24 protein-coding genes are annotated in these 24517 nt (G+C 70.0%); 8 read left to right on the top strand and 16 right to left on the bottom strand.

Going from position 1 to position 24517, the window contains the following annotated elements:
• Nucleotides 1-80 precede the first annotated feature (80 nt).
• Nucleotides 81-767: an SDR family oxidoreductase gene (locus tag OG985_RS05955; protein WP_371667154.1), complete on the bottom strand. Its 687-nt coding sequence runs from the start codon at nucleotides 765-767 to the stop codon at nucleotides 81-83.
• Nucleotides 768-879: 112 nt separating this feature from the next.
• On the opposite strand from OG985_RS05955, the gene OG985_RS05950 reads away from it, so the two are divergent.
• Nucleotides 880-1440: a TetR/AcrR family transcriptional regulator gene (locus OG985_RS05950; protein WP_371667153.1), complete on the top strand. Its 561-nt coding sequence runs from the start codon at nucleotides 880-882 to the stop codon at nucleotides 1438-1440.
• Between the two features lie 283 nt (nucleotides 1441-1723).
• Here the strand turns inward: OG985_RS05950 and OG985_RS05945 are convergent, their stop codons facing one another.
• From OG985_RS05945 to OG985_RS05910, 8 genes are all read right to left on the bottom strand, one after another.
• A complete protein-coding gene (locus OG985_RS05945; protein WP_371674271.1) occupies nucleotides 1724-2050 on the bottom strand; it encodes a winged helix-turn-helix transcriptional regulator in 327 nt (108 codons plus the stop codon).
• A 165-nt stretch (nucleotides 2051-2215) separates the two neighbouring features.
• Nucleotides 2216-2893 carry an SDR family NAD(P)-dependent oxidoreductase gene (locus OG985_RS05940; protein ID WP_371667152.1) on the bottom strand — a complete coding sequence of 226 codons (678 nt, stop codon included), beginning with the start codon at nucleotides 2891-2893 and terminating at the stop codon, nucleotides 2216-2218.
• 197 nt (nucleotides 2894-3090) lie between these two features.
• Nucleotides 3091-3831: a VOC family protein gene (locus tag OG985_RS05935; RefSeq protein WP_371667151.1), complete on the bottom strand. Its 741-nt coding sequence runs from the start codon at nucleotides 3829-3831 to the stop codon at nucleotides 3091-3093.
• A gap of 148 nt (nucleotides 3832-3979) precedes the next feature.
• Nucleotides 3980-4579: a hypothetical protein gene (locus tag OG985_RS05930; RefSeq protein ID WP_371667150.1), complete on the bottom strand. Its 600-nt coding sequence runs from the start codon at nucleotides 4577-4579 to the stop codon at nucleotides 3980-3982.
• Entirely contained in the window at nucleotides 4576-5970 is a 1395-nt protein-coding gene (locus OG985_RS05925; protein ID WP_371667149.1) for a hypothetical protein, read from the bottom strand. The genes OG985_RS05930 and OG985_RS05925 overlap by 4 nt, the downstream gene beginning before the upstream one ends.
• Entirely contained in the window at nucleotides 5967-6803 is an 837-nt protein-coding gene (locus OG985_RS05920; RefSeq protein WP_371667148.1) for an ABC transporter ATP-binding protein, read from the bottom strand. The genes OG985_RS05925 and OG985_RS05920 overlap by 4 nt, the downstream gene beginning before the upstream one ends.
• Nucleotides 6800-7618 carry a zf-HC2 domain-containing protein gene (locus tag OG985_RS05915; protein ID WP_371667147.1) on the bottom strand — a complete coding sequence of 273 codons (819 nt, stop codon included), beginning with the start codon at nucleotides 7616-7618 and terminating at the stop codon, nucleotides 6800-6802. The genes OG985_RS05920 and OG985_RS05915 overlap by 4 nt, the downstream gene beginning before the upstream one ends.
• The gene (locus OG985_RS05910) at nucleotides 7615-8166 is read right to left on the bottom strand and encodes an RNA polymerase sigma factor (RefSeq protein ID WP_371674270.1); all 552 of its coding nucleotides are present in this window, start codon (nucleotides 8164-8166) and stop codon (nucleotides 7615-7617) included. The genes OG985_RS05915 and OG985_RS05910 overlap by 4 nt, the downstream gene beginning before the upstream one ends.
• A 313-nt stretch (nucleotides 8167-8479) precedes the next feature.
• Here OG985_RS05910 and OG985_RS05905 point away from each other — a divergent pair, with 313 nt between their 5' ends.
• The gene (locus OG985_RS05905; RefSeq protein ID WP_371667146.1) at nucleotides 8480-9001 is read left to right on the top strand and encodes an ATP-binding protein; all 522 of its coding nucleotides are present in this window, start codon (nucleotides 8480-8482) and stop codon (nucleotides 8999-9001) included.
• A gap of 288 nt (nucleotides 9002-9289) precedes the next feature.
• Nucleotides 9290-9865, top strand: a complete 576-nt coding sequence (locus tag OG985_RS05900; RefSeq protein WP_371667144.1) for a dihydrofolate reductase family protein — start codon at nucleotides 9290-9292, stop codon at nucleotides 9863-9865.
• A gap of 188 nt (nucleotides 9866-10053) precedes the next feature.
• Here the strand turns inward: OG985_RS05900 and OG985_RS05895 are convergent, their stop codons facing one another.
• Nucleotides 10054-10434 (bottom strand): VOC family protein, encoded by a 381-nt coding sequence (locus OG985_RS05895; protein ID WP_371667143.1) that lies wholly within the window; start codon nucleotides 10432-10434, stop codon nucleotides 10054-10056.
• Nucleotides 10435-10840: 406 nt separating this feature from the next.
• On the opposite strand from OG985_RS05895, the gene OG985_RS05890 reads away from it, so the two are divergent.
• The 3 genes from OG985_RS05890 to OG985_RS05880 all read left to right on the top strand — a co-directional run bounded on the left by OG985_RS05890 (nucleotide 10841) and on the right by OG985_RS05880 (nucleotide 16257).
• Nucleotides 10841-11932: an NlpC/P60 family protein gene (locus OG985_RS05890; RefSeq protein ID WP_371667142.1), complete on the top strand. Its 1092-nt coding sequence runs from the start codon at nucleotides 10841-10843 to the stop codon at nucleotides 11930-11932.
• Nucleotides 11933-11936: 4 nt separating this feature from the next.
• A complete protein-coding gene (locus OG985_RS05885; protein WP_371667140.1) occupies nucleotides 11937-12851 on the top strand; it encodes a hypothetical protein in 915 nt (304 codons plus the stop codon).
• A 244-nt stretch (nucleotides 12852-13095) separates the two neighbouring features.
• The gene (locus tag OG985_RS05880; protein ID WP_371667139.1) at nucleotides 13096-16257 is read left to right on the top strand and encodes a BTAD domain-containing putative transcriptional regulator; all 3162 of its coding nucleotides are present in this window, start codon (nucleotides 13096-13098) and stop codon (nucleotides 16255-16257) included.
• Nucleotides 16258-16596: 339 nt separating this feature from the next.
• Here the strand turns inward: OG985_RS05880 and OG985_RS05875 are convergent, their stop codons facing one another.
• The 6 genes from OG985_RS05875 to map all read right to left on the bottom strand — a co-directional run bounded on the left by OG985_RS05875 (nucleotide 16597) and on the right by map (nucleotide 22915).
• Nucleotides 16597-17412 carry an ABC transporter permease gene (locus tag OG985_RS05875; RefSeq protein ID WP_371667138.1) on the bottom strand — a complete coding sequence of 272 codons (816 nt, stop codon included), beginning with the start codon at nucleotides 17410-17412 and terminating at the stop codon, nucleotides 16597-16599.
• Nucleotides 17413-17458: 46 nt separating this feature from the next.
• The gene (locus tag OG985_RS05870; protein ID WP_371667137.1) at nucleotides 17459-18418 is read right to left on the bottom strand and encodes an ATP-binding cassette domain-containing protein; all 960 of its coding nucleotides are present in this window, start codon (nucleotides 18416-18418) and stop codon (nucleotides 17459-17461) included.
• Between the two features lie 323 nt (nucleotides 18419-18741).
• A complete protein-coding gene (locus OG985_RS05865; protein WP_371667136.1) occupies nucleotides 18742-18879 on the bottom strand; it encodes a hypothetical protein in 138 nt (45 codons plus the stop codon).
• Nucleotides 18880-19055: 176 nt separating this feature from the next.
• Nucleotides 19056-21020 (bottom strand): PAS domain S-box protein, encoded by a 1965-nt coding sequence (locus tag OG985_RS05860; RefSeq protein WP_371667135.1) that lies wholly within the window; start codon nucleotides 21018-21020, stop codon nucleotides 19056-19058.
• A 514-nt stretch (nucleotides 21021-21534) separates the two neighbouring features.
• The gene (locus tag OG985_RS05855; protein ID WP_371667134.1) at nucleotides 21535-21918 is read right to left on the bottom strand and encodes a VOC family protein; all 384 of its coding nucleotides are present in this window, start codon (nucleotides 21916-21918) and stop codon (nucleotides 21535-21537) included.
• Between the two features lie 214 nt (nucleotides 21919-22132).
• Nucleotides 22133-22915, bottom strand: coding sequence for a type I methionyl aminopeptidase (map, locus tag OG985_RS05850; RefSeq protein ID WP_371667133.1), 783 nt, complete (start codon nucleotides 22913-22915; stop codon nucleotides 22133-22135).
• A gap of 66 nt (nucleotides 22916-22981) precedes the next feature.
• On the opposite strand from map, the gene OG985_RS05845 reads away from it, so the two are divergent.
• The gene (locus tag OG985_RS05845) at nucleotides 22982-23284 is read left to right on the top strand and encodes a helix-turn-helix domain-containing protein (RefSeq protein ID WP_371667132.1); all 303 of its coding nucleotides are present in this window, start codon (nucleotides 22982-22984) and stop codon (nucleotides 23282-23284) included.
• A 373-nt stretch (nucleotides 23285-23657) separates the two neighbouring features.
• On the top strand, nucleotides 23658-24395 hold the full coding sequence (locus tag OG985_RS05840; RefSeq protein ID WP_371667131.1) for a VWA domain-containing protein: 738 nt from the start codon (nucleotides 23658-23660) through the stop codon (nucleotides 24393-24395).
• Nucleotides 24396-24517: the final 122 nt, after the last annotated feature.

Genomic DNA, 24517 nt, shown 5'->3' with positions numbered 1-24517 from the left:
CCGTCGCTGCTGGGGAATTCTCTGCGACCAGTAGGTCAAAGGCATAGATTGTGCAAATTTATGCCTTTTCGGAACACGGATCACTCCGCGTTCGGCGCGGCGGAGAGGCTCTGCTTGACGTACCGGGTGGTGTCGTCCGCGAGGATCTCCAGCAGTCCCTGCTCGAGGCCGGTCAGTGCCTGGGTGGCGACGTCCGCGGGGTCGACCTTCTGGTCGGCGGGGATTGCGGCGGCCATGTCGGTGTCCATGTATCCGACGTGCAGTGCGGAAACCGTGATGCCGCGGGGTGCCAGCTCTTCCCGTGCCGCGTTGGTCAGCGCCCAGGCGGCCGCCTTCGCCGCCGCGTAGGCCCCGAGGCCGGCGGGGTGGAGCCAGGAGAGCACGGACAGGACGTTGAGTACGGCGCCGCCGCCGTTGCCCTCGATGACCGGGGCGAAGGCCCGTGTCACCGCGAGCGGGCCGAAGAAGTTCGTCTCCATCTCCAGCCGTACCGCGTCCGTGCCGCCGGCGATCAGAGGGGTGGCGGTGGAGATGCCGGCGTTGTTCACCAGCAGCGTGGCGTCCGACGCGATGCGGGCCGCGGCGCGGATCGACTCCTCGTCCGTCACGTCCAGGCGCAGCGGCGTCACGCCGGCCAGGTCGACGGTCTCGGGGCGGCGGGCCGCCGCGTAGACCTTGGCGCCGCGCTCCAGGAGCTGGGTGGCCAGTTGGCGGCCGAGGCCCCGGTTGGCGCCGGTGACGACTGCGACGGTGTTCTTGAGTTCCATGTCTGCTCCCGGTGCTGCGGGGCCATGGTGTTCGGGCCCCAATTGGATTACGGTCACAATCTAAACCAGAGTCTAGGATAGATTGCAAGTGACATCCAAATGGAGGTGGCCGATGGGTCGCGTATCACAGGCGCAGGCGCGGGAGAACCGTGAGCGGGTCGTGCGTACCGCCTCCCGGCTGTTCCGGGAGCAGGGCACGCACGTCGGCGTCGCCGAGCTGATGAAGGCTGCCGGTCTGACACACGGCGGCTTCTACAAGCAGTTCGCCTCAAAGGAGGCGCTCATCGACGAGGCCACCGCCCAGGCCTTCGAGGAACTCGCCGAGCGCCGGACGGCCGCACTGGAACAGGGCGCCGGCGGGCGTACCGCCGCCCAGCGTGCGCTGATCGACGCCTATCTCTCCGTCGAGCACCGCGACAACGCGGCGGAGGGCTGCCCCGCCGCCGCGCTCGCCCACGACATGGCACGTGAGAGCGGCGGTCGTGAGGCCCACCGCGTCTACGCCGAGGGTGTGGGCGACTTCGCCGAGTTCCTCGCCACCGAGGACCAGGACGGCATCACCCGGCTGTGCACGATGCTCGGCGCGCTCGTCCTGGCCCGCGCCACCAAGGACGTCCCGATCTCGGAGGAGATCCTCAGGGCCGCGCACGCGGCTCTGACGGAAACCCGCTGATCACCCGCGCGCCGACGGCCCGGGATCTCAGAACCGACGACCCGACGGCTGACGGCCACCTCAACTAGGCAGCGCGCTATGCGTCGATGCGCGCTGGAAGGTCACAGGGCACCGGTGAGCCCGTCCAACCGGAGATGCGCCGTGGGGCGAGTAGGCGAAGAAGGGGATGATCGGCCTACCGCGCAGGTGCAGCACATCGGCCGGCTCGGCGTCGGCGACGCCATGACGATTCTCTACGGCGTCGATCGCGGTGATGCGACGGGCTTCGTGAAGCCGCGACGTCTCAACAGCCGGCCGGACGTACCGTCTCCGGCAGATGGGTCTGCGCCCACCGCTCGAGCTCCTCGAACGCGGGCTTCAGCGCGGTGCCCGCCCGCGTCAGCCGGTAGGACACCCGCAAGGGCGGCCCCCCGTCCACCCCACGCACGATCAGCTCTGCGGCGGCGAGCTCGGCGAGGCGGTTGGAGAGCATGCGCTCGCTGATCCCGGGGATCGCGCGGCGCAGGTCGGCGAAGTACGCCGGTCCCGCGGTGAGTACGGACACGATCTGGCCGGTCCAGCGCTTTCCGAGCAGATGGAAGACGCGGGTGATGCCGGCGTCGACCTGCATGCGGGTCTCCGGGTCGTGACGGCCCGCACCGACGTCGGTGAGCGGCCCGCTCGGGAGCACCGAAGGCCGCGGCGTGATCTCGGAGTCGTACGCGTAGGTCATGGCGCCTCCTTGGCGGGCGCGTGCGGGGACGACTTGGACGAGTGCTGGTCGGCCGGTGCGGCGTCAGCCCCTGAAGATGTGCTCGGCCTGGTCTCGGTGGGTGGCGTGGAGGTCCCAGTGGACGCGCGCGATCTGGTCGGCCGTGACCCGTGCCTGTCCGTAGAAGGTGGGTGTGCCGATCGTCGCGTCGATGCCGACGTGCGCGGCCTGCGTGCCGGTGCCGGCCAGCTCCTTGTGCAGGTTGATCGCCCAGTTGCGCAGAGCCGCGGCGGCGGCGTTGATGTTGGCGGTCGGCGGCTGGGGGTCGACGGAGCGAGCGCTGGTGGTGAACAGCAGAGTGCCGGTGCCGGCCTCGCGCATCGCCGGCAGTACCGCTCGGGTCGCGGTGACGGCTCCGTAGAGCTGGAACTCGAGCTCCTGCTGCACGTGGGAGGGGTCCGTGTCGGCCGGAGTGGTCAGGGTGGTGGAGTCCGGCTCGCCCAGCGGGGAGTACTCCAGGACGTCGATCCCGCCGAAATGTGTGGCGGCGCGCTTGAGCGCCTGGGTGAGTGCCTCGCGGTCGAGTACGTCCGCGGGAAAGGCGGCAGCGGTGATGTCCTCGGCGGCGAGCGTGCCGACGAGATCGTGGAGCCTGGTGCGGTTGCGGGAGATCAGGGCGACGTCGAAGCCGTGGGAGCCGAACGTGCGGGCGATGGCCAGGCCCAGGTGGGGGCCGGCTCCGACAATGGCGATGCTGGTCACGGCGGTCCCTTCGGATAGGGCTATCCACTTCGGGATCCGGATAGGGTGATCCGGTTCGCTTGGTAGCGTAGCAGAAAATTGGATAGGTCTATCCGATTGGTGGGCTTGCCTGCCGCCACGGCCCCACCGCCCAGGCCCTTCGCGATGTGCCGGAGGGTGCGCAAACCTGACACGGCGGTGTGTCGTCAGGGCCCGCGTCAGGACGGGGCGAGGACGCAGAACTCGTGGCCCTCCGGGTCCGTCAGGCACGTCCACGGGACGTCGCCCTGGCCGACGTCGAGGTCGGTGGCGCCGAGGGCTCGCAGCCGAGCCACCTCCGCTGCTTTGTCGTCACCGGGGTACGGCAGCAGGTCAAGATGGACGCGGTCCGGCACGGTCCTCACGCCCGGCGTGCGGAGGAACTCGAGATACGGCCCCGTGCCGTTGGCGGAGCGCAACCCCGCATGATCGTCGGTCACCTCGTGCAGGGTCCAGTCCACCGCCTCGCCCCAGAACCGGGCCATGGCCCGCGGATCCGCACAGTCGACCACGACCGCGGCGATCGGCCCGGTGTCCCGGTACATCTCCCGAGGCTCCAGCACGCAGAACTCGTTGCCTTCCGGGTCGGCGAGGACCGTCCACGGCACGTCGCCCTGGCCCACGTGGGCGGGCGTCGCACCGAGAGCCTGGAGGCGCGCGACCAACTCCGCCTGATGGGCCGCGGAGGTGGTGGCGAGATCGAGGTGCACACGGTTCTTCGCCGTCGTCTTGGGTTCCGGGACGGGAACGACGTCGATGCCGACGGCGACCGGGTCCGGCCAGACGAGGCCGCCTGCGGGTCCGACGTAGGTGGTCACACCCGGGCTGTAAGCACTCCAGCCGAGCGCTTCCGCCCAGAACCGGCCGACCGCCGAGGCATCGAGAGCCTTGATGTTCACCTGGACAGGTCGCAGTGTCATGCCGGCGATCCTATGCACCCGCTCGGCAACGACAGCCGCAGGTGCCGTCGCCGAACGGGGATCAACCCGCTCACCGACCGAAGGGCCGGCCGGCCGACCGGTTTGCTCGGCCCCGCCAGGTCAACTGCCCAGCCGTCAGGGCGATTTGCTACGTCACGCGACCGAAAGTCGGCGATATGGACGCTCCCGCGACGGCGTAGGCAGCGGTGCCGGCGACCGCGAGGACCAGCGCCGTCCAGGTGCCCGCTGCCGTGCCGGGTGGCAGCAGCATCCAGGTCGCCACCCGCATGGGCGTACTCGTCGGGGGCGGGGCGAAGAACGCGAACGACAGCCAGGCGAACGGCGGCGTCCATGCGTACTGGCCGCCCGAGAACGTCGCGCCCAGGGCGACCAGTCCCATCAGCCCCGCGCTGTCCCGGACGACGAACGCGGTGGTGGCCATGTCCTCGCCCATGCTCTGCACGGTCAGCAGCACCGCGGCGACGACCGCCGCGGCAAGCAGCACGTGAGCCGCTCTGCGGGGCACCCAGTGGATCGCGGCCGTCCGGTCCAGCGCGACGTCCTGCCCGCTGAGACCGATCGAGGCGGCCATCGCCCCCGTAGCGAGGACGAGCACGGCCGGCCGCGGGTCACCGGGCCCCTCGCCCCCGTCCCCGGCGAGTGCCCACACCGCCACCGCGCTGATCACCACCGCGACGAGCGAGGCGGGCACTTGCCGCGAGCGCGCGTACAGCGTCAGCCATCTCACCGGGACGCACCGCCTTTCAGCGCGTCGTACACGTCGCCCTCGCAGGAGAGCGCCGCGGCGCGCATGGCGTTGATCCGTGAGAGCTGTTCGGCCCGCGGCAGCGTCCTGAGTTTCGCCCATATCGGGCGGGCCTCGGCGTCGACCTCGCGGCCCAGACCTGCCGACTGTGTGCCGGGCAGGGATTTGAGGTCCCCGAGGACCCAGCCCGCCGCGACGGTCTGCGCGACGCCGTCTCCCGAGCCGCTCCAGCCGACGGGAGTGCACCCCGGCACCATGCCCTTGGCGATCAGGGCCCACGTCAGCTCCCGGCCCTTCGCGGCGGCGATGATGTCGTCGTCGAAGTCGAAGAGCACGGTCGTGCGGGACCACCGCGGCATCGCGCCGTCCGGCAGTACGGCGGTGTTCTCCCGCACGGAGACCGGCGCCTGTCCGCCCAGGGCGCCGTGCAGCAGGCGCAGCGCCTCCTGACCGGGACCCGCCAGGTCGGCGAGCCGTGACTGGTGCGTCCTGGCCACGCACACCGGCCCCTCGCACACCAACTCCGCGGCGGTCTTGTCGAGGACATACATCCGGCGAGGGTCGGAGGGGAGGACGAGCAGGGCGATCACCGCGCCCGCCAGGACGGGCGTGAGGGCGGTCAGCCGGGCGCGCGGCGTCGCGGCGACCAGCAGCGCGAAGCCGGTGGCGGCCATGCCGAGCAGCCAGATCGTCTGCCCGACGTGCACGCGGGCGGAGAGCGTGACGAGCACATCGCGCACCTCCTCCACCGCTGGTGACAGCAAGGAGATGCGGTTCGGCTCCGTGCTCGGGATCCCCATCGCCGTGGTCGTCTCCGTCCGGCCCAACGACATGTGCATGAGCGCCGTGAACACGAAGGCGCACATGGCCAGCGCGGGCGGGGTGAGCGCGGACGGCAGGGCCCGTCCGGCCCCCATGCCCAGCACGGCCCCCGCGACGAGGAACAGTGCCCCCACCAGCGAGATCGGCAGCCAACCGAGGTGCGTGTACTCGGTGTTGCCGAGCACCTGGACCGCGCCCACGAGGACCAGGAGCCCAAAGGCCGAGGCCAGCGTGATCGCCGTCGTGCCGGCCAGCGCGCCCGCGCGGTGCCAGGCGGGCCTGGGCGTGCTCGTCAGTAGCTCGGACATCCTCGACCGGTGGTCGCGCAGGCCCTGCAGCGCTCCGAGCCCCACGGCCGGCGGCCACAGGTAGAACAGTAGGGCGCGGGTCCACATCGCCATGGACGTCCACTGCGCCGTCCACGCCGTGGTGCCCCTCCACCACGCGGCGTCCACCAGGTACAGGAACGCCAGGGCGCTCGTCAGAACCACGGCCCCGGCCCACGGGGCGACGGAGCGCCTCAGCTCGATGCGCAGGACGCGGACGTTCACCAAGTCCCCCCTTCCTGGCGGGGCTTGAGGAGCAGCGCCGAGTAGCCGCGCTCCAGCGGGCTGTCGCCCTCGTGCTCGGGGCCGCCCGCCGCGGCCAGCTCGTCCGGAGTGCCCTGGAAGACCAGCCGCCCCTCGGCGAAGAGCACCACGTCGGTGCACGCGGCGGCGACGTCCTCCACCAGATGGGTCGAGACGAGCACGCAGGTGTCCGTACCCAGCTCCTGCAGCAGCTCGCGGAAGCGCAGCCGCTGCGCCGGGTCCAGGCCTACCGTCGGCTCGTCCAGCAACAGGATCGACGGGTCGTTGACGATGGCCTGGGCGATACCGACCCTGCGCACCATGCCGCCCGACAGCGCCTTCATCTTCTCGTCGGCGCGGTCCGCCAGACCCACCCGCTCCACGGCGCGCTGCACCGCCGCGGGGATGTGCGCCTTCGGCACCTCCTTCAGCCAGGCCATGTACTCGACGAACTCGCGCACCGTGAAGCGCTTGTAGTAGCCGAACTCCTGCGGCAGATAGCCGATCCGGCGGCGCAGCGCACGATGCTCGCCCATACCGCCCACGGACTCGCCGAGCATCTCCAGGGTGCCCTCGGTGGGGCGCAGTACGGTGGCCAGCGCCCGGATGAGGGTGGTCTTCCCCGCCCCGTTGGGGCCGAGGAGACCATGTACGCCGGTGCCCAGCGACAGATCCAGGCCGTCGACGGCCATCCGTTTCCTGCCGACCCGTACCTTCAGCCCGCTGGCCCGGATCTCCCAGGCGTAGGCCGTCGGTGCGATGTCGGCCGCGCTCACCGCGGACGTCATGTGGTGTTCCACCTTTCTGTTCGTCATCGATGGGCTCCCAGCACGGAGTACGCGCCTCTGCGGGCGATCACGACACCGATGCCGAGTGCGAGGACCAGCCCCCACGCGGGCAGACCGGCCGTCCGCAGGGCGAACGTCGTACGGCTGGTGGCCAGGGTCGGCGCCACGACCACCCCGGCCCACACCGCGGCCAGCACGACGGCGGCGCGCGTCACACCGACAACCCCGCCGAGCGCCAGCGTCGCCGCCGTGAAGGCCAGACAGGGCAGCAGCCACTGAGCCACCATCACCCCCGTCATCCAGCCACCCACCAGCAGCCCGGGGACGACCACGCCGAGCACGGACGCTGTCCGCCGCAGCACCAGATAGAGCCCGGCCCGGGGTACCGAGGCCGTCAGTTCGTACGCCGGGTCCAGACCACGCGACCACGACGCCGCGACGCCGAGCACGGGCAGGACCGGTGCGAACAGCAGCACCAGCGACACCTCACCGGAGCCGGTGTCGACCAGGTCGAACAACAGGGCCAGCAACGTCACTCCCACGACCATGGCCAGCCACGGCACCATCGAGGGCGTCATCCACCTCGACAGCCGCGCCGACCAGCGCCGTCCGCGCGGCATCATGGCGGTGACCGTCAACCGCGGTTCGAGGGCTGACCAGACGGTGTCCACCAGCGACGCCACCACGGGCACCTCGGCACCGACAGCGGCAGACAGCCGGTCACGGCACACCCGGCACGTCTCCAGGTGAGCCTCCACGGCCCACACCTCGTCGGCGGCGAGATCCGCGCCACCGCGCGCGTAACCCTCGATGGTCCGCATCGACGCATGTTCCCCACTCACGCCAGCGCCCTCCGCATCGCGATCCGGGCCCGCCGAGCACGGGTCTTGACCGTGCCCTCGGGCAGCCCGAGCAGGACCGCGGTCTCCCGGACGGACAGCCCGTCGAGCACCATGGCCTGCAGTACCTGTCTCAACTCCGGCGCGAGGCACCGCAGCGCGTCACCGACATCACCGCCGACGGTCGCCGCGAGCGCCTCCTCCTCTGCGGCGGGCGCCAGGTCGGGCACAGCGGCGGCCGGCGGCGGCTCCGCGTGGTGAGCCCTGCGCCGGAACGCGTCGACGAGGCGGCGCGCCGCGATCGTCCACAGCCAACCAGTGGCCGAACCTCCGACCGCGGCCTCGGCGAACGCACCCGCCGCCCGCCACACCGCCAAGTAGGTCTCCTGCATGACCTCCGCGACGATCTGGTCGTCGACACAACGGCGGCGCAGTCGCACCGCCATCCACGGCGACGTACGCCGGTACAACTCTTCGAACGCGGCACGGTCGCCCTTCGCCACCAGTCGGACGAGACGTTCCTCGTCCAGCTCGTGCAGCGGTGCCCTGATTGATCTCACACCGGCTAGACGCCCGAGCCGGGCCGCAGGTTTTCTCCCTCACGTGATCCCCGCCACATGTGTGCTCGTGGGCCCTACCTGATCAAGCAACAGTTTCGGGAACGTCCGGGCCGGGGCTGTCGACCATGCTCCCGGATCGTCTGCCGCCGGCTTGTGCGGGCTGCGGACATCCTCCCCTGATCGGCGAGGGTGGGGACCGGCTTCGCGCCCACGCCGGGTGGGCATCATCCGGGGAATCGCCGAAGCCGTACCGGATTTCCGGCCTGCCGCTCCCGCGGCGCGCACGGCGTTAGCATCGCGTCCCATGATCGTATGGCTCAACGGCACCCACGGCGCAGGCAAGACGACGACCAGTGCGCTCGTGCAGCAACTGATCCCGGATTCACGGGTGTTCGATGCCGAGAAGGTCGGCGAGACGCTCATGGACATCACGCCGGGGTTGCCCGGGACGGACAACTTCCAGCACTGGCCGCCGTGGCGGCCGCTCGTCGTCGAGACCGCCCGCCACGTACTCGACTACACCGGCGGCACTCTGGTGATGCCCATGACCGTCCTGGTCGAGCGGTACTGGCGCGAGATCAGCACGGGCCTCGCCCAACACGCCATCCCGGTACGGCACTTCGTCCTCCACGCGGACCAGGAGACCCTCCGCGGACGTATCGAGGGGGACACTGTTCTTGGCCCGTCCCAGTTCCGTCTCGCATACCTCGAGCCGTACGCCGAGGCGGCCCGCGCGTGGCTGCACGACGAGGCCGAGGTCGTCGACACCACGCACCTCACGCCCGCCCAGGCCGCCCTGCGGATCGCGGAAGCCGTGAGGAGCTGAGGTCCGTCCGCCACCTACTGGGCCTTCTTGATCAGGAGGTCGGGCCCTGAGCAGCGCTGTCCGGATGCCCCTGTGGACCGTGCGCGAGAGCTCGCCGCCGTCGCTGTCTCGCGCCGTCGATCATTGAGCACATGCCATTCGGGTGGTCGGGGCCCCTTGTGGTCGGCATGGCGATGAGTTTCGAGAGCGCGCTGGGTCTACTGGGTGCGACGGCTGCCGAAGCCCACCACCCGTACAAGGTCGCCGGTTCTGTACCCACACCCATCAATCCCACTCGAGGAGAACGACATGACCGCTACCTACACCTTCGACGTCTTCTCCAGCCTCGACGGCTTCGGCGCCGCCAGCGCCAACTGGACCGGATACTGGGGTAAACAAGGCCCCGAACTGCTCGACCACCGCCTGTCCCTGTACAGCCCGGAACAGCGGATGGTGATGGGGGCCAACACGTATCGGGCGTTCGCGCGAATGCTGGCCTCGAGCACCGAGGAGTCCGATGTGCGGGACGCATGGGTGACTCGGATGAGGAGCCTGCCGGCAACGGTGGTGTCGACGACGCTGAAGGGCCCCCTCGACTGGCCGGACGCGACCGTCGTGAGCGGTGACGCCGTCGACGTGGTCGCCCGGCTCAAGGAGGAGTCCGAGGTGCCGTTGCGTTCGCACGGCAGTCTGTCGTTGAACCGGGCGCTGATGGCCGCGGGCCTGGTCGACCGCTTGCAGGTGACGCTCTTCCCTGTCATCACCGGTCAGACCGGGCTGGACGCGATCTTCCAGGGCGCGGCCGACTTCGACCTGGAGCTGGTCGAGAACCGGACGCTCGACGGCCACATCCAGGAGCTCATCTACCGACCCACCCTCCACTGACCTGTACGGATCCGCGGCGGATCGTCGGCAACTCGAACCAGCCGAAGATCACCGACAGGTCGTGCGCAGTGGCTCGTTGCCTCATCGAGTGGGGCGGAAGGGGCAACGCCCGTAGCAGTTCCGGCCGCGTGCCCGCTGGCTTCTCGGCAGACCCTACGGGCCCGGTGCGGAGGCGTGACCGGTGAGCGTCAGAGTGGGGCGAGGCGGGCCTTGAGCAGGCAGAACTCGTTGCCTTCGGGGTCGGCCAGGACATGCCACTGCTCGTCCCCGGTCTGACCGATGTCCGCCGGGCGAGCACCAAGCTGCAGAAGGCGTTCGAGCTCGGCGTCCTGATCGCGGTCGGTGGCATTGACGTCGATGTGCAGCCGGGATTTCCCCTTCTCCGGCTCGTCCCTGCGACTGAGGAAGATCGTCGGCTGTGGACCGCCGAACCCTTCGCGCGGCCCGATCTCCATCGAGCCGTCGTCCTCGCGATCGAGCACGACGAAGTCCAGGACCTCGCACCAGAACCGCGCCAGCACCTCAGGGTCGCGGCAACCGAGCACGAGCTCACCGATACGACATGCCATGGACGAAACCCACTTTCAGCCTGGGAACCGCGGGGGGACCACGCGCGTACCTCGTGGGCTCCCCGGCAGAAAACAATCACGCGACCGTACCTGACGAGGCGAGCACGAACGAATCGATTTTCAGCCGTCGAGGGCGGAGTCGCCGCCGGAGTTGAGGACGTCTGCGGGTGGCCAAGAACAGGCCACCCGCAGGCCGGCACCGGCACCAACGCCCGCTCCTCGTCGCGGCGGTGAAGAAGTTGCCTGCGCGCAGGTTGACACGCGCGGGCCTAGTGGGGTCAGCCGTTCGTGTGACGGTAGTGTGTTCGAGACTTGAACGGTCCTCCGTACACATCGCGGTGGCGACGGCGATGGGCAGGTCGTCCATCCGAGCCGCATGCACGCGACCTCTGAAAGTGGAGCGCTCATGAACGTGTCGACCGGCGGCCGACGGCTGCGGAGTCGGGTCACCACGGCAACCCTCCTCTTAGCGATCGCCCTGATACCTGGGCCGAGTTACGCGACGCCGAGCGAACCCGACCCGCAGGGCGACAAGTCGATCGAGGACATCCGCGCCGAACTGGACGGCCTCTACCGCGAGGCGGAGGTGGCCACCGAGGCGTACAACGCCGCGGACGAGAAGGCGGCCAAGCAGGAGAAGCGGCTGACGTCGCTCAAGAAGGGCCTGGCCCGCGCCGAGAGCCGGGTGGACGATCTGCACGACCTCGCGGGGGCGGCCGCCCGGACGCAGTACCGCGGGGGCGATCTCGCCGCCACGGGCATTCAGTTGCTGCTCGGCGACCACCCCGACCAGGCCCTGGACGAGGCATCCCAGGCCCGACAGGCCCTGCGGAGCCTGGTCAACGTCTCAGAAACCCAGCAAACCGCCCGCGCGCAGCTGAGCCGGCAGACCGACACCGCCGCGAAGGAGCTGCGGGAGCTGAACAGCAGCCGCGCGGACAAAGCCGAGGCGAAGCAGAAGATCGAGGTGAAGATCGCCGAGGCCGAGCAGATCGAGTCGGGGCTTGAGAAGGAACAGACCCGTAAGCTGGCCCAGTTGGAGAAGGAAAAGGCGAAGGAGGCCAGGTCCAAGTGGACAGGCACCGGCGCGGGCGGCGGCGGTACCTCGACCGGGACCGGCGCGGGCGGCAGCGGGACGAAGGCGAGCGGAGCGGCCGGGAAGGCCGTCGACTTCGCGATGGCGCAGATCGGCAAACCGTACGTGTGGGGCGCCGTGGGCCCCTCCTCGTACGACTGCTCGGGACTCACCTCCGCGGCGTGGGCGGCGGCCGGTCACCCCATACCCCGTACGTCGCAGGCGCAGTGGCAGGGACTGACCCGGGTCGGCCTGGCGTCCGCGCAGCCCGGAGACCTGATCATCTACTACAGCGACGCCACGCACGTGGGCATGTACATCGGGGGTGGGCAGATCGTCCACGCCCCACGGCCCGGACGCACGGTCACGACCGCGCCGGCCGCCTCCATGTCCATTCTCGGTGTCGTCCGACCTGGAGTCTGACCGGATGTCCCACTCGCTGACACCCCGTGACGAGGGGCGCCTGCCCGCGCTCAGCGCACCGCCGCTGATCCGTCTCGACGCCTACGTGGCCGAGGACGGGTCGACGGTGGTCAACGGCCATCTGCTGGAGATGGGCGGCAGACGGCAGCCCAACGAGGCGATTCTCGACGCCGTCGCCATGTTCGCCCGCACCCTGGGGGCCCCGGTGGCGGCCACGGTCATCGACCGCACCGCGCAGCAGGTGGCACGCCTGCGCGTGTATCCCGACGGGTCGAGCCGGACCATCGCCGACGAGGACGACCTGCCGCCAGGGCTCGAGCGCACCGCCGCGGAAGAGGAGGCGTTCCCTCCGCTCGCCCGCGTCGAGCGCATCATCCAGCACGCGCAGCACGAGGAGCTCCACGCCGCGTTCGTCCTCGCCAGCGCGCTGCGGGAACACCTCACGCTGCGCAGGGGCGCGGAGGACGAACTCTCGCTGGAGGCACGGGCGATCGAGGCGTACCTCGCCTATCTGCGCAGCGACTACACGCTCTCCATCACCCTCGCGCTGACCGTCGCGCGCATCCGCTCCCGCACCGACCTGAACCGGGCGGCGCCCGATGTGGCGCGCGCCACCGCGGCGTGGCAGCGGCTGATGGACGAGAGGCAGGTGGCCACCCGGGGACAGGAGCTGCTGCACATGTGGGAGCGGCTGTCCGCGGAGGGTCTGCTGCTGGAACCGTCCCACCAGGCCATGGCCCAGGCCGTCCGGAGCCGGCTCGAACAGGGCGGGCGGTCGATGCCGCCCTCGGCCGCGGCACCGGCCCTGACCGCAGGCCAGGGGCCGCTCGCCCCCGAGGACAAGCCCCTCAAGCCCACACGGCGGGGACTGCGCCGTTTCACCCGATGGCCCGGCCGGTCCGCCGAATCATCGGCCTAGGACCCGCAGGTGTCCGCCGGGTCCGGTGGATCGGGCGGGGGCTGCCCGTGGCTGGTTCTCGCCGCATGCGGTGGGGATTCGGTTCGGCCATCTGTCACGTACCAGCCAGGTCCGGTGGAGCTGCCTCGACAGGGGCGTCCTGGTGCCGAAGGGCCTTTACCAGCGGCGTCAGTTGGGTGATGCTGACCCGGCGTTGGAGGGATGATCGACACGGGAGGGGCCGGTCGGTCCGGAGGGGGAGGCCGTGGTGGTGCGCGTAGTGCTGCTTGGACCGATACAGGTGTACGCCGACGATGCGACGCCGATCGTGGTGGGTGGCGTCCGGCTGCGGATGCTCGTCGCCAGGCTCGCGCTCGAATACGGTCGGGCGGTGTCCGTCGATTCGCTCGTCGACGGCCTGTGGGGAGAGGAGCCGCCCGCCGACGCGGCCAACGCGCTGCAGGCGCTGGTGTCCCGGCTGCGCAGGGCGCTGCGCGGGTCCGCGGCGGTGGAGTCCGCGCCCGGCGGCTACCGGCTCTCGGTACAGGCGGAGGACGTGGACGTTCACCGTTTCGAGGATCTGACCGCGCAGGGCAGGCGGGCACTCGCGGCCGGTCGGGTCGATGAGGCGGCCTCGCTGTTCACAACGGGGCTCGGGCTGTGGCAGGGCGCGGCGCTCGCCGATGTCCTCGACGCCCCGTTCGCCGGGCCCGTCGCGACCCGGCTGGATGATCTGCGGACCGCGGCGGCCGAGGACCGCTGCGATGCCGAGCTGCGGCTCGGGCGGCACAGGGAGGTGCTGGCCGACCTCGAAACGGCTGGTGCTGAACGGCCGTTGAGCGAGAGGGTTGCCGGACTGCGGATGCGGGCGCTGTCCGCGGCCGGACGGCAGTCCGACGCGCTCGCGGTGTACGAGGCGATACGCAAGCGGCTCGGCGAGGAACTCGGCGTCGATCCGTCGGCCGAACTGCGGGAGGTCCACCTGGTCCTGCTGCGGGGTGAGTTGGTGACGCCCGCCGAGCGGACCGAGGCCGCCCCGAGCCGCCTCCCGGCCCGGCTGACCAGCTTCGTCGGCCGGACCAGTGAACTGGACCTGCTTGCGAAGCAGTTGGACCGCAGTCGGCTGGTCACGATCGTCGGCCCCGGCGGTGCGGGCAAGACCCGGCTTGCCCTCGAAGCGGCCACCCGTGACGGCGCCCACGCACGCGGCCGGGTCTGGTTCGTGCCGCTCGCCGGTGTGAGCGCACCGGACCAGCTGGCCGACGCGGTACTCGGCGCCCTCAGCTCCACCGACGGCCGCCTCTACGACGCCGGCCAGGGGCAGCGGGACATCCCGGTCGAGCGCATGGCCGGACTCCTCGGCAGCGGCGACGCCCTGCTGTTGCTCGACAACTGCGAGCATCTCGTCGAGGCGGCGGCCGAACTCACCACCGAACTCCTCGACGCATCACCAGAGTTGCGCATTCTCGCCACCAGCCGTGAGGCCCTCGCGATCACCGGCGAGTCTCTGTGCCACCTCGGCCCCCTCGCCATGCCGACCGGGTCACCGGAGCCCGCCGAGGCCGCGCAGTCGCCCGCCGTCCGCCTCTTCGTCGACCGGGCCGCCGGAGTCCGGCCGGACTTCACGCTCGACGACTCCGTCCTCGACGCCGTGGTCGAAATCTGCCGACGGCTCGACGGGATGCCGCTCGCCCTCGAACTGGCCGCGGCGAAGCTCCGATCGATGAGCGTCGAGCAGGTCGCGAGCCGCCTCGACGACCGCTTCCGCCTCCTCGCCTCGGGCAGCCGCACCGCTCTGCCCCGCCAGCGCACCCTGCTCGCGCTGGTCGAGTGGAGCTGGGACCTGCTCGACGAACCCGAGCGGATTCTCGCCCGCAGACTGTCGGTTTTCCCGGGCGGAGCGACCGTCCCCGCGCTCGAAGCGGTCTGCGGGGACCCGTCGCTTCCGGCCGCCGACATCCCCTACGTCCTCGACGCCCTGGTCGAGAAATCGCTGGTCCACACCGTCGGCGAAGGGGTGGGCGAGCCGCGCTACCGGATGCTTGAGACGGTACGCGCGTACGCGGCGAGGCAGCTCGCCGACGCCGAGTCGGCAGATGCCGTCACCAAGCGCTATGCCGCGTACTTCCTGGCCCTCGCGGAAGAGCACGAACCCCGCCTCCGTACCGGGGAGCAACTGCGTGCGATCGAGGTCTTCGACACCGAACACGACAACCTGGTGCTCGCGCTGCGCTCGGTCGCCGACGCCCGGGACAAGAACCTGGCCGCACGCTTCGCCGGGGCGATGTACTGGTACTGGGGGATCAGGGGGATGAGCACTCAGCTCGCCACATATCCGGCTGCGGCCACGGAGCCGGATTCCCCACAGACACGGGATTCGACACGCGCAGGCGGCAGCGAACGTCCGGCCGCCGAGGGCGAGTCGGCGACGGCACGCGAGTTCCACCCGGCCGTACTGCTCCTGCGGATGTCCCAGGTCTCCTTCCCCGCAAGCGCGTCAGGACCGGGCGAGACCGTGGGCCGGGATCCCCTCGACTCGCCCGACCCGTGGGTGCGGGCCAGCGCCCACCTGGCACGCGACTTCGCCCTCACCGAACAGGGCGACCTGGTCACCGGCGCCGGATCCCGGATCGAGGCCTTGCGCGGCTTCGAGGAGGTGGGCGACCGCTGGGGGATCGTGATGAGCCTGTTCCCGATCGGCCGCGACCACTCCCTGCGCGGCGAGTACCCCCAGGCCATCGCCACCTTCGAACGGACCGTGGCACTCAGCTCCGAACTCGGCACCGAGGACTACCTCTACCTCAGCAAGGCCCGACTCGCCCGCGAACGCCGGCGCAGCGGCGATCTGGCAGGCGCCTTCCGCGATCTGCACGCCGCCCACCGGCTGGCCCGCGAGCGTGGACAGCTGCGCCTGGAGGCCAACATCCTCGTGGGCCTGGCCAATGTGCACCGCAGGGCCGGTGACCTGGCACAGTCCGACGCGACCCTCGACCGGCTCGAGGCGCTGAGCGCCCGGCGCCCCTCCCTCAGGGGACTGGCCCGCGACCTGATCGTCAGCACCCGCATCGAGAACCGTCTCGCCGAGGGGGACGCCGTGCGGGCCAGGGCCCTGCTGCCCGAGGCGGCCGGCGCGCTGTTCGGCCAGGGAGCGGGCGCCGCGCTGGCCTGGGTGGCGGAACTGCTCGGCGCACTGCGGACTTTGGAGGGCGCTCCCGAGGAGGGAGCCAGGTCGCTCGGCATGAGCCAGGTGATGCGCGGCGCCTTCGACTGGGGCGAGCCGGAGTGGTGCGAGCTGGTCGACCGCATCGTGGCCACTCTGGGCGAGGAGGGCTTCAAGAAGGCGTACGAGCCGGGGGCCGAGTACTCCCGCGAGGACGCGCTGCGATGGCTGGAGGCGGAGACCTTGCGCGCGGAACCGCGGATGTGACGATCCGCGTGCGGTCATACGGACGAGGCGCGTGCGGTCATGCGGCCGAGGCGTGCGGTTACACGGACGAGGCGCGTGCGGTCATGCGGCCGAGGCGTGCGGTTACACGGACGAGGCGCGTGCGGTCATGCGGCCGAGGCGTGCGGTTACACGGACGAGGCGCGTGCGGTCATGCGGCCGAGGCGTGCGGTTACACGGTCGAGGCGCGTGCGGTCATACGGCCGAGGCGTGCGGTCGTACGGCCGAGGCGCGAGCGGTCATGCGGACAGGCCGGGTGGGGTCCGCACTCTGGGTGCGGACCCCACCCGGCCGGGCCGTGTCACCGGAGGATCATGAGGATCAGCCGGCGTTCTTGCGGTAGGCGCGCATGGCCAGCGGGAAGAAGACCACGACCACTCCGGCCATCCAGGCGAAGGTGCCGGCCAGGGAGGAGGCGACCGGGCCACCGTTGAGCAGGCCGCGGACCGCGTCGGCCACCAGGGAGACGGGGTTGACGTCGGACCAGGCCTGGAGCCAGCCGGCCATGTCGTCCCTGGGGACGAAGACGTTGCTGGCGAAGGTGAGCGGCAGGATCAGGATGGTCATCAGCCCCTGGACGGAGGCGGGGTTCTTGATCAGCATGCCGAGGTACACCGAGATCCAGGAGAAGCTGAGGGCGAAGCCGACGAGCAGGGCGAGCGCGGCGAGCGAGGCGACCGGCCCGGTCTCGACGCGGTAGCCCATGACCAGGGCCAGGACGACCAGGGTGCCCAGACAGACGACGTAGCGGACGATGTCGGCGAGAACGGCGCCGATCAGAGGGCTGGAGCGGGCGATCGGCAGGCTGCGGAACCGGTCGAAGATTCCGGTACTGGCGTCCGCGCAGAGCGAGGCGCCGATGCCGACACTGGCCTGGAAGACGGCCATGACCATGACGCCGGGGGTGACGAGTTGCAGGTAGCGGTCGGTGTCGCCGCCGGACATGGCGTCCCCGAAGAGGTAGACGAACATCAGCAGGCTGATGATCGGAGTGAGGATCACATCGACCAGCTGGATCGGCGACTTCGCGAACTTGGTGACGCCCCGGCCGGCGAGGGCGAAGCTGTGCTGGGCGGTCTGCGCGAGGCCGATACGGCTGGAGAGCTCTGCGTGGGCGGTGAGGGGCTGGGTGCTCATGACGGGGTCCTCTCGGGAGTCTGCGCGGAACGGGGGAGCCGGTGGCTCATACGGCGACGGGCTGGTCGTCGGTGACGGCGGGCGCGTGTCCGGTCAGGGCGAGGAAGACCTCGTCCAGGCTGGGCAGCCGCAGGCCGAGTTCGTCGGCGGTGATGCCGGCGCCATCCAGACGGCGAGCGACCGCGGCGACGACCAGCGGGTCGTCGGCCGGCACGGTGAGTACGCCGGAGTCCTGGGCGGGGGCGTGTCCGGTCAGCTCGGCGAGGATCCCCGCGACCTGCGGTACATCGGCGGCCACGGTGGGCCGGACCTGGAGGATCTGGCCGCCGACGCGGCGCTTGAGCTCACCGGGCCGGCCTTCGGCGACCGTGCGGCCCTTGTCGAAGACGGTGATGGAGTCGGCGAGCTGGTCGGCCTCCTCCAGGTACTGGGTGGTGAGCAGCACCGTGGAGCCGTCGGCGACCAACTGCCTGACGACATCCCAGACTTCCTGCCGGGCGTGCGGGTCCAGGCCGGTGGTGGGCTCGTCCAGGAAAAGCACGTGAGGCCGGCCGACCAGGGAGGCGGCCAGGTCCAGACGCCGTCGCATACCACCGGAGAAGGTGGTGATCGGCTTGCGGGCCGCCTCGGCGAGGGAGAAGTTCTCCAGGAGCTCGGCGGCCCGCGCCCTCGCGTCGCGCCGGGACAGGCCGAGCAGCCGCCCGATGAGCACGAGGTTCTCGGTGCCTGACAGGGTCTCGTCCACGGAGGCGTACTGACCGGTCAGCCCGATCAGCTGCCGGACCCTGACCGGGTCCTTGACGATGTCGTGGCCGCCGATGGTGGCATGTCCGCCATCGGGGCGCATCAGCGTGGCCAGGATCCGCACGGTGGTGGTCTTGCCGGCGCCGTTGGGGCCCAGGACGCCGACGACCTTGCCGGCCGGGACCTCCAGGTCGACGCCGTCCAGCGCGGTGAAGTCGCCGTACTTCTTGACCAGTCCCTCGGCCCGGATCGCGTACGCCATGTTCAACAACTCCTCGTCAGGTCCTCGTCGTTCTCGATGACCATGACGATGCCGGGCCCCGCTGACAGCCGGCGGACAGCACGCTGACAGCGGTCGTCGACAGCTGTCAGGACCTGACAGGCGGTATCAGAGGACCCGCCGACAAGCCCTGCACGCGCGCTCCCTCGGCGGATCCCGGCGGTCCTGGCCGCGTGCGCGCGCCTCGATCCTGCCCAACTCCGTGACGTTGTCGCAGGCCTTCGTTGCCCGCGGGCGACGGTCGCGCCGCCGCGACACCCATGCGCCTGGCTGCTCGACGGTGCGGCGGGGGCCTCCGGTACCACTCAGGCGGTCGGGCTGCCGGGCAACCACAGGTCCGGGCAGAAGACTTCGTAGCGGATACGCCGGGCCGCGACTCCGGCGCGCAACAGCTGCCCGCGCACGTACCTCACGCCCCACTCCGGCTGGAGCGTCGTGGTCACCGGCACGGCCAGCCTGATCGATTCCGTACCACCCCGCCTGGTCGCTGATCCTGATCGCGATCTACGGCTTCGTCATCTGGGCCCTGCGTGTCGCGCAGCGGACCCCTGACGGGGGAAGGGCCGAAGCAGCCGCCCCCTGGGAGTCGCTGTCGGCAAGATGGAACCCTCCCCTCCCTTCAAGGCGGAGAGGATGCACTCGACAAGTGGTCCGCGGCGCCCGGTCTGTTCTCTTCCGGGTGGCGGGCGGAGGTGGGCAGGGGGAGTGAGAACCACACGGCTTTGCCTTCCTGGGTGGGCAGCGTGCCCCAGGCCGAGGCCAGCTGGTCGAGCAGGACCAGTCCACGGCCTGACTCCTCATCAGCACTCGCGGTCCTGGCCTGGGGCAGGACCGGGCTGCCGTCGCAGACCTCGATGTGCAGTTCGTCCCTGGTGCGGCGCATGCGCAGGCGCAGTGGGTCGCATGCGTGGCGCACCGAGTTGGCCATGAGTTCGGAGGCCAGCAGGCAGGCCGTGTCGGTGAGATCGTCGCAGTGCCAGTCGTGCAGTGTGCGGCGCAGGAAGCGGCGTCCTTCCCTCACGCTGACCGGTTGGGCGGGCAGGAGCGCGGACAGCGCGGTCACCGGAGCGGGGGGAATACGGGTCAGGAGGAGGGTGACGTCGTCGGCGTAGTCCTGGGGGTCGGGCAGCAGTGCGGTGAGTACGGAGTCGGCGGCCCGCTCCAGGCAGGAAGTGTCGGCGACGGCTTTCTCCAGGGCGATGGCGAGGGCGTCGATCTGCAACTCGATGTCGCTGGTGGGGGTTTCGACCAGACCGTCGGTGTACAGCGCCAGTACTGAGGCCGGCGGGACGGTCAGCCGGGTCTCCTGGTGGGGCACTTCACCGACGCCCAGGGGCACGCTGACGGGAACCGGGAGTCTGCGGACCTGCCCGGTGGGGTCTACGAGTAGTACTGGCAGGTGTCCGGCGGAGCACACGGTCAGGGTGCTCTCGTCGGGGTCCAGTACCAGGTAGCAGCAGGTGACGAGCTGGTCGGGCAGTTCGCTGACGACCGCGTCCAGGGCTCGCATCAGCTGCCAGGGGGGCATGCCTGTCTTGGCCAACGCGTGCGAGGCCGAGCGGAGTTGGCCCATTACGGCGGCGGCCTCCAGGCCGCGCCCCATGACGTCACCTATCAGTACCCCCATGCGACCGCCACCCAGTGCGATCAGGTCGAACCAGTCCCCGCCCACGCCGAGCCCCTGGCGTGCGGGGAAATAGCGGCTGGAGGTGTCCATGCCGGGCAGCGGGGCGGGTGAGCCCATCAGGCTGCGTTGCAGAGTCAGGGCGACGTGGCGCTGCTGCTCGTACAGTTCGGCGAGTTGGGCTTCGGCCTTCTTGCGCTCGCTGACGTCGCGGATGGCGGCGGAGACCAGGGTGCCGTCCGGAGTTTCCAGGGGGCTGAGGCTGATCTCGACCGGGAACTCGACTCCGTCCTTGCGCAGCCCGTACAGGTCCAGGCCGGCGCCCATGGGGCGCACGCGGCGGTTGTCGACGTAGCCGTGGCGGTGGGCGGGATGATGGTGGTGGAACCTCTGGGGGACCAGTACTTCGACCGGGCGTCCCAGGAGTTCTTCGCGCCGATAGCCGAACAGGGCTTCGGTCTGAGCGTTGACGAGCTGGATGGTGCCGGTGTCATCCACGATGACGATGGCATCGGGAGCCGCCTCCAGCAGGGCGCGGAAGCGCGCTTCGGCGGCCTTGCGCTCGCTGACGTCACGCACCGCGGCGGAGATCAGTAGTCCGTCGGGGGTCTGCAGCGGGCTGAGGCTGATCTCGACCGGGAACTCGGCCCCGTCGCGGCGCAGCCCGTACAGTTCGAGGCTGGCTCCCATCGGACGGACCTGCTGGTTGCCGGAGTAGCCGGCACGGTGTCCCGGATGCTGGGCCCGGAAGCGCTGCGGAACCAGAATCTCGATCGGGCGGCCGAGCAGTTCGTGGCGAGGATGACCGAACAAGGCCTCGGTCTGGGCATTGACCAGGCGGATCACCCCGGAGTCGTCCACGATCACCATCGCGTCGGGAGCCGCCTCCAGCAGCGCCCGAAACGGTTCCTCAGCCACGGGGGCCGTGCGGGGCTGCGCCTTGCGCTTGCCTGGGTCCATGCGACATCTCAGCATCAATGAGGCCTGGTGCGGACCCCTTGTCGCAAAGTGTCCAACCACGACATTTCCCTGCCGAAATGGAAGCGGTTCCCGGGCATCGAGGGCCAGTTCGAAGGCGGACACCCCCTGCCACGGGGCGCCGAGCCCGCGTCATCCGGCGGACCAGTCACCAGCCTCACGGGCCGGGTTCGTGGTCCTGATGGGATTGGACCGTGCGGGGGAGGAAGGCAGCTACGGGCGCCGCGCCAGTGGCTGCACGCGACGTTGCCAACCTTTGGCCCCATGCCTGGCTCGGTGCGCGACGCCAGTCCGGCGCCGAAGGTGAGTACAGCCAGCAGGAAAGCGACGATCCAGCCGCGCCGTGAGAAGTGGTCACCGTCGCCGTACCAGTACGCACACCTCACGGCACAGGCGATCACCTCGCGGTGCTCGGCGCAGCGGCCGGAACTCCGCCCACAAAGTGGCAGGCCAGGGGTGCCCCTGGCCTGCCACTGTCTGGCGATGCCGTCGGCTCCTAGTGGCTGCTGTAGGGCCGTGTGATGATCTCCATGCCATGCCCGGACGGATCCTTGAAGTACAGTCCGCGCCCACCGTGGTGGTGGTTGATCTCTCCGGGCTGCTTCAGATGCGGATCGGCGTAGTACGTGATTCCGGCCTGCTGGATACGCGCGAAAGCCGCGTCGAACTCTTCGTCGGACACGAGGAACGCATAGTGCTGCATGACGATCGACTCCGCGGGGATGGCGGCGAAGTCCAGGGTGACCCCGTTGCTGGTGGCCACGGGAATGAACGGACCCCACTCGGTCCCGACCTCGAGCCCCAGGATGTGCGCCAGGAACTCGGCCGACTCCCGGTTGTCCCGGGCATGGATGATGGTGTGGTTCAACTCGACTGGCATGTGTGGAATGCCTCCGCAAGGCAGTCTCACGGGCACCTCCATGCCTCACCCAGCCGGTGACCGACACGCGATGCCGTGCCTTGATCCTAAGCAGCACCGCTCACGGAGTCGAGAGCCGCCCCCGTCCGGTCCACGAGGACGACCACCCAGCGTCATGAACGCGCCGGCCCAGGGCAGTTCGGTGCTTGGACGAGATCAACACATGGCTCCGACGTCACGGCTGTGCGCGCTTCGGCAAGGTGAGGATTTCGGCTCCGTCGTCCGTGATGGCGATCGTGTGCTCGCTGTGGGCTGTCCGGCAGCCTGTCGCGCTTCGGAGCGTCCACCCGTCGGTGTCAGTGACGAGTTCGGCGGTGTCCGCCATCACCCACGGCTCCAGTGCCAGCAGCAGCCCAGGACGCAGTTTGTATCCACGGCCAGGTCGTCCGGTGTTCGAGACGTGCGGGTCCTGGTGCATGGTTGATCCGATGCCATGGCCTCCGAACTCGGTGTTGATCGGGTACCCCGCCTCGCTCAGAACCGTGCCGATGGCATGGGAGATGTCGCCGATGCGAGCCCCGGGCCCGGCGGCGGCGATGCCTGCGGCCAGTGCGCGTTCGGTCGCACTGATCATCGCGACGCTCTCCGGGGGCTTTGTGTCGCCCACGATGAAACTGATGGCAGCGTCCGCAGCCACTCCGCCTTGGGCGACGGCGAGGTCGAGCGTCAGCAGATCGCCGTCGGCCAGCGTGTAGTCGTACGGCCGCCCGTGGAGCACCGCGTCGTTGACGGCCGTGCAGATGTAATGGCCGAACGGGCCGCGTCCGAAGGACGGCTCGTAGTCGACGTAACAGGACACTGCTCCCGCCTCGACAATCATGGCCTTGGCCCACCGGTCGATGTCCAGAAGGTTCGTGCCGATCGCGCTACGGCTCTTCAGCGTCTGCAGGATGTCAGCGACCAGGGTGCCTGTGTCTTTTGCTCGGGCCAACAGGGTGGGGTTCAGGATCTCGATCATGCGGCGCCCTTCTCATGCAACCAATAACTATACCGGTAATACTGTACCGGTACTAGAATCGGAGTCATGGTCAGGTTGCCGCTCACTCCCGCAGAGGTCGAACGCGGACAGCGCCTCGGCGCCCTCTTGCGTCGGGCCAGGGGAGAGCGCTCGATGATCGATACCGCGCTCGACGCACGTATCTCGCCGGAGACCCTCCGGAAGATCGAGTCGGGCCGCGTGGCCACCCCCGCCTTCCCGACCATCGCGGCGATCGCCGATGTCCTCGGCCTCTCCCTCGACGCGGTGTGGGCCGAGATCAGCCGGCCCGAAGGCGGCGTCAGACCGGCCAACTCTGTTCACAACGTACGTGAGCAGCTGACCGCGTAAGCCCCAATCTCGCCACTGCGTCGCGAGGACCTTCGCCCGTTCGGCCTGCTGTCCGCAGGCGCTCAGGACTGACTGCGTGCTCTGGGGTCGCTCGCGTCCGGCAGTCGGATGCTGCGAGGGACGGGGCGCTGTCCCGCGGCCGGCACCAGTCAGACGGCGCCCGCGTGTTCGACTCGCCCCGCCATGGTGCCAATTTCGATGACGACGTCGAGGGTGTCCTCAACGGCGACGGCGACGAGAGGGGCGTGGTGTCGAGGGACCCGGGGCCCAGGGCACACGCCCGACGAGCGTGGGGGCTCGTTGGAGAAGTTCGACTCGCGGGATCACCTCGACCGCGAGGATGAGGGCGTCACGCGACACAGGAGTGGAGACCATGGGCAGGGTTCAGAACGAGGCGCCGGCGATCAGTCTGTCCAAGATGCAGGCGCAGGCCCCGGACTTGGTGAGTCTTTACAAGTCGGCCGGATCCAGTGTGCGCGCGCACGGTCTCGAGGGAGTGCGTGCTGCTGTGTATCTCGTGCTGGATCGCTCGGGTTCGATGCGGCCCTACTACAAGGACGGCACCATGCAGCATCTTGGTGAGCAGGTCCTTTCCCTGTCCGCTCATCTCGATGACGACGGCACGGTGCCGGTGGTGTTCTTCTCCACCGACGTCGACGGATCCACTGATCTCAGGCTCGGAAGACATCGTGGCCGTATCAACAAGCTGCACGAGAACCTTGGTCACATGGGTCGGACGAACTACCACTGGGCCATGGACGATGTCATCGACCACTATCTGGCTTCCGGCAGTGAGGCGCCGGCCCTGGTGATCTTCCAGACCGACGGCGGGCCGACCAGCAAGTTCGCCGCCGAACGTTACCTGTGCAAGGCTGCCCGTCTCCCACTGTTCTGGCAGTTCGTCGGGTTCGGTGATCCCGACGACAACGAGTTCGCCTTTCTCCGCCGTCTCGACGACCTGGCCGTGCCCGGACATCGCATCGTCGACAACGCGGGCTTCTTCCACGCCGGCCGTGATCCCCGCACCGTAGGCGACGATCTCCTCTACGACCGGCTGCTGCACGAGTTCCCCAGCTGGCTCTCGTCGGCTCGCACAGCTCAGGTCCTGTAGGAGCGCGGCACCGGTTTACGTAAGCCGGATCGGGAGTGCGGGGACGCCCTCGTGGTTCAGCTCGCCCCAGCCGGTCGCAGGGCACCTACCTGAAGCACCCCCGACGGGCGGCTGCGAACCCT

This window comes from Streptomyces sp. NBC_00289 (assembly GCF_041435115.1).
Taxonomy (GTDB): domain Bacteria; phylum Actinomycetota; class Actinomycetes; order Streptomycetales; family Streptomycetaceae; genus Streptomyces.
The sequence above is the reverse complement of the archived record's forward strand: the minus strand, read 5'-3'. Positions and strand labels throughout refer to the sequence as shown.

Excerpts from the sequence above, each read along its gene's own strand:
- OG985_RS05955 (WP_371667154.1), bottom strand. The coding sequence starts at position 767 with ATGGAACTCAAGAACACCGTCGCAGTCGTCACCGGCGCCAACCGGGGC.
- OG985_RS05950 (WP_371667153.1), top strand. The coding sequence starts at position 880 with ATGGGTCGCGTATCACAGGCGCAGGCGCGGGAGAACCGTGAGCGGGTC.
- OG985_RS05945 (WP_371674271.1), bottom strand. The coding sequence starts at position 2,050 with ATGCAGGTCGACGCCGGCATCACCCGCGTCTTCCATCTGCTCGGAAAG.
- OG985_RS05935 (WP_371667151.1), bottom strand. The coding sequence starts at position 3,831 with ATGACACTGCGACCTGTCCAGGTGAACATCAAGGCTCTCGATGCCTCG.
- OG985_RS05920 (WP_371667148.1), bottom strand. The coding sequence starts at position 6,803 with ATGACGAACAGAAAGGTGGAACACCACATGACGTCCGCGGTGAGCGCG.
- OG985_RS05905 (WP_371667146.1), top strand. The coding sequence starts at position 8,480 with ATGATCGTATGGCTCAACGGCACCCACGGCGCAGGCAAGACGACGACC.
- OG985_RS05900 (WP_371667144.1), top strand. The coding sequence starts at position 9,290 with ATGACCGCTACCTACACCTTCGACGTCTTCTCCAGCCTCGACGGCTTC.
- OG985_RS05895 (WP_371667143.1), bottom strand. The coding sequence starts at position 10,434 with ATGGCATGTCGTATCGGTGAGCTCGTGCTCGGTTGCCGCGACCCTGAG.
- OG985_RS05890 (WP_371667142.1), top strand. The coding sequence starts at position 10,841 with ATGAACGTGTCGACCGGCGGCCGACGGCTGCGGAGTCGGGTCACCACG.
- OG985_RS05885 (WP_371667140.1), top strand. The coding sequence starts at position 11,937 with ATGTCCCACTCGCTGACACCCCGTGACGAGGGGCGCCTGCCCGCGCTC.
- OG985_RS05875 (WP_371667138.1), bottom strand. The coding sequence starts at position 17,412 with ATGAGCACCCAGCCCCTCACCGCCCACGCAGAGCTCTCCAGCCGTATC.
- OG985_RS05870 (WP_371667137.1), bottom strand. The coding sequence starts at position 18,418 with ATGGCGTACGCGATCCGGGCCGAGGGACTGGTCAAGAAGTACGGCGAC.
- OG985_RS05860 (WP_371667135.1), bottom strand. The coding sequence starts at position 21,020 with ATGGACCCAGGCAAGCGCAAGGCGCAGCCCCGCACGGCCCCCGTGGCT.
- OG985_RS05855 (WP_371667134.1), bottom strand. The coding sequence starts at position 21,918 with ATGCCAGTCGAGTTGAACCACACCATCATCCATGCCCGGGACAACCGG.
- map (WP_371667133.1), bottom strand. The coding sequence starts at position 22,915 with ATGATCGAGATCCTGAACCCCACCCTGTTGGCCCGAGCAAAAGACACA.
- OG985_RS05845 (WP_371667132.1), top strand. The coding sequence starts at position 22,982 with ATGGTCAGGTTGCCGCTCACTCCCGCAGAGGTCGAACGCGGACAGCGC.
- OG985_RS05840 (WP_371667131.1), top strand. The coding sequence starts at position 23,658 with ATGGGCAGGGTTCAGAACGAGGCGCCGGCGATCAGTCTGTCCAAGATG.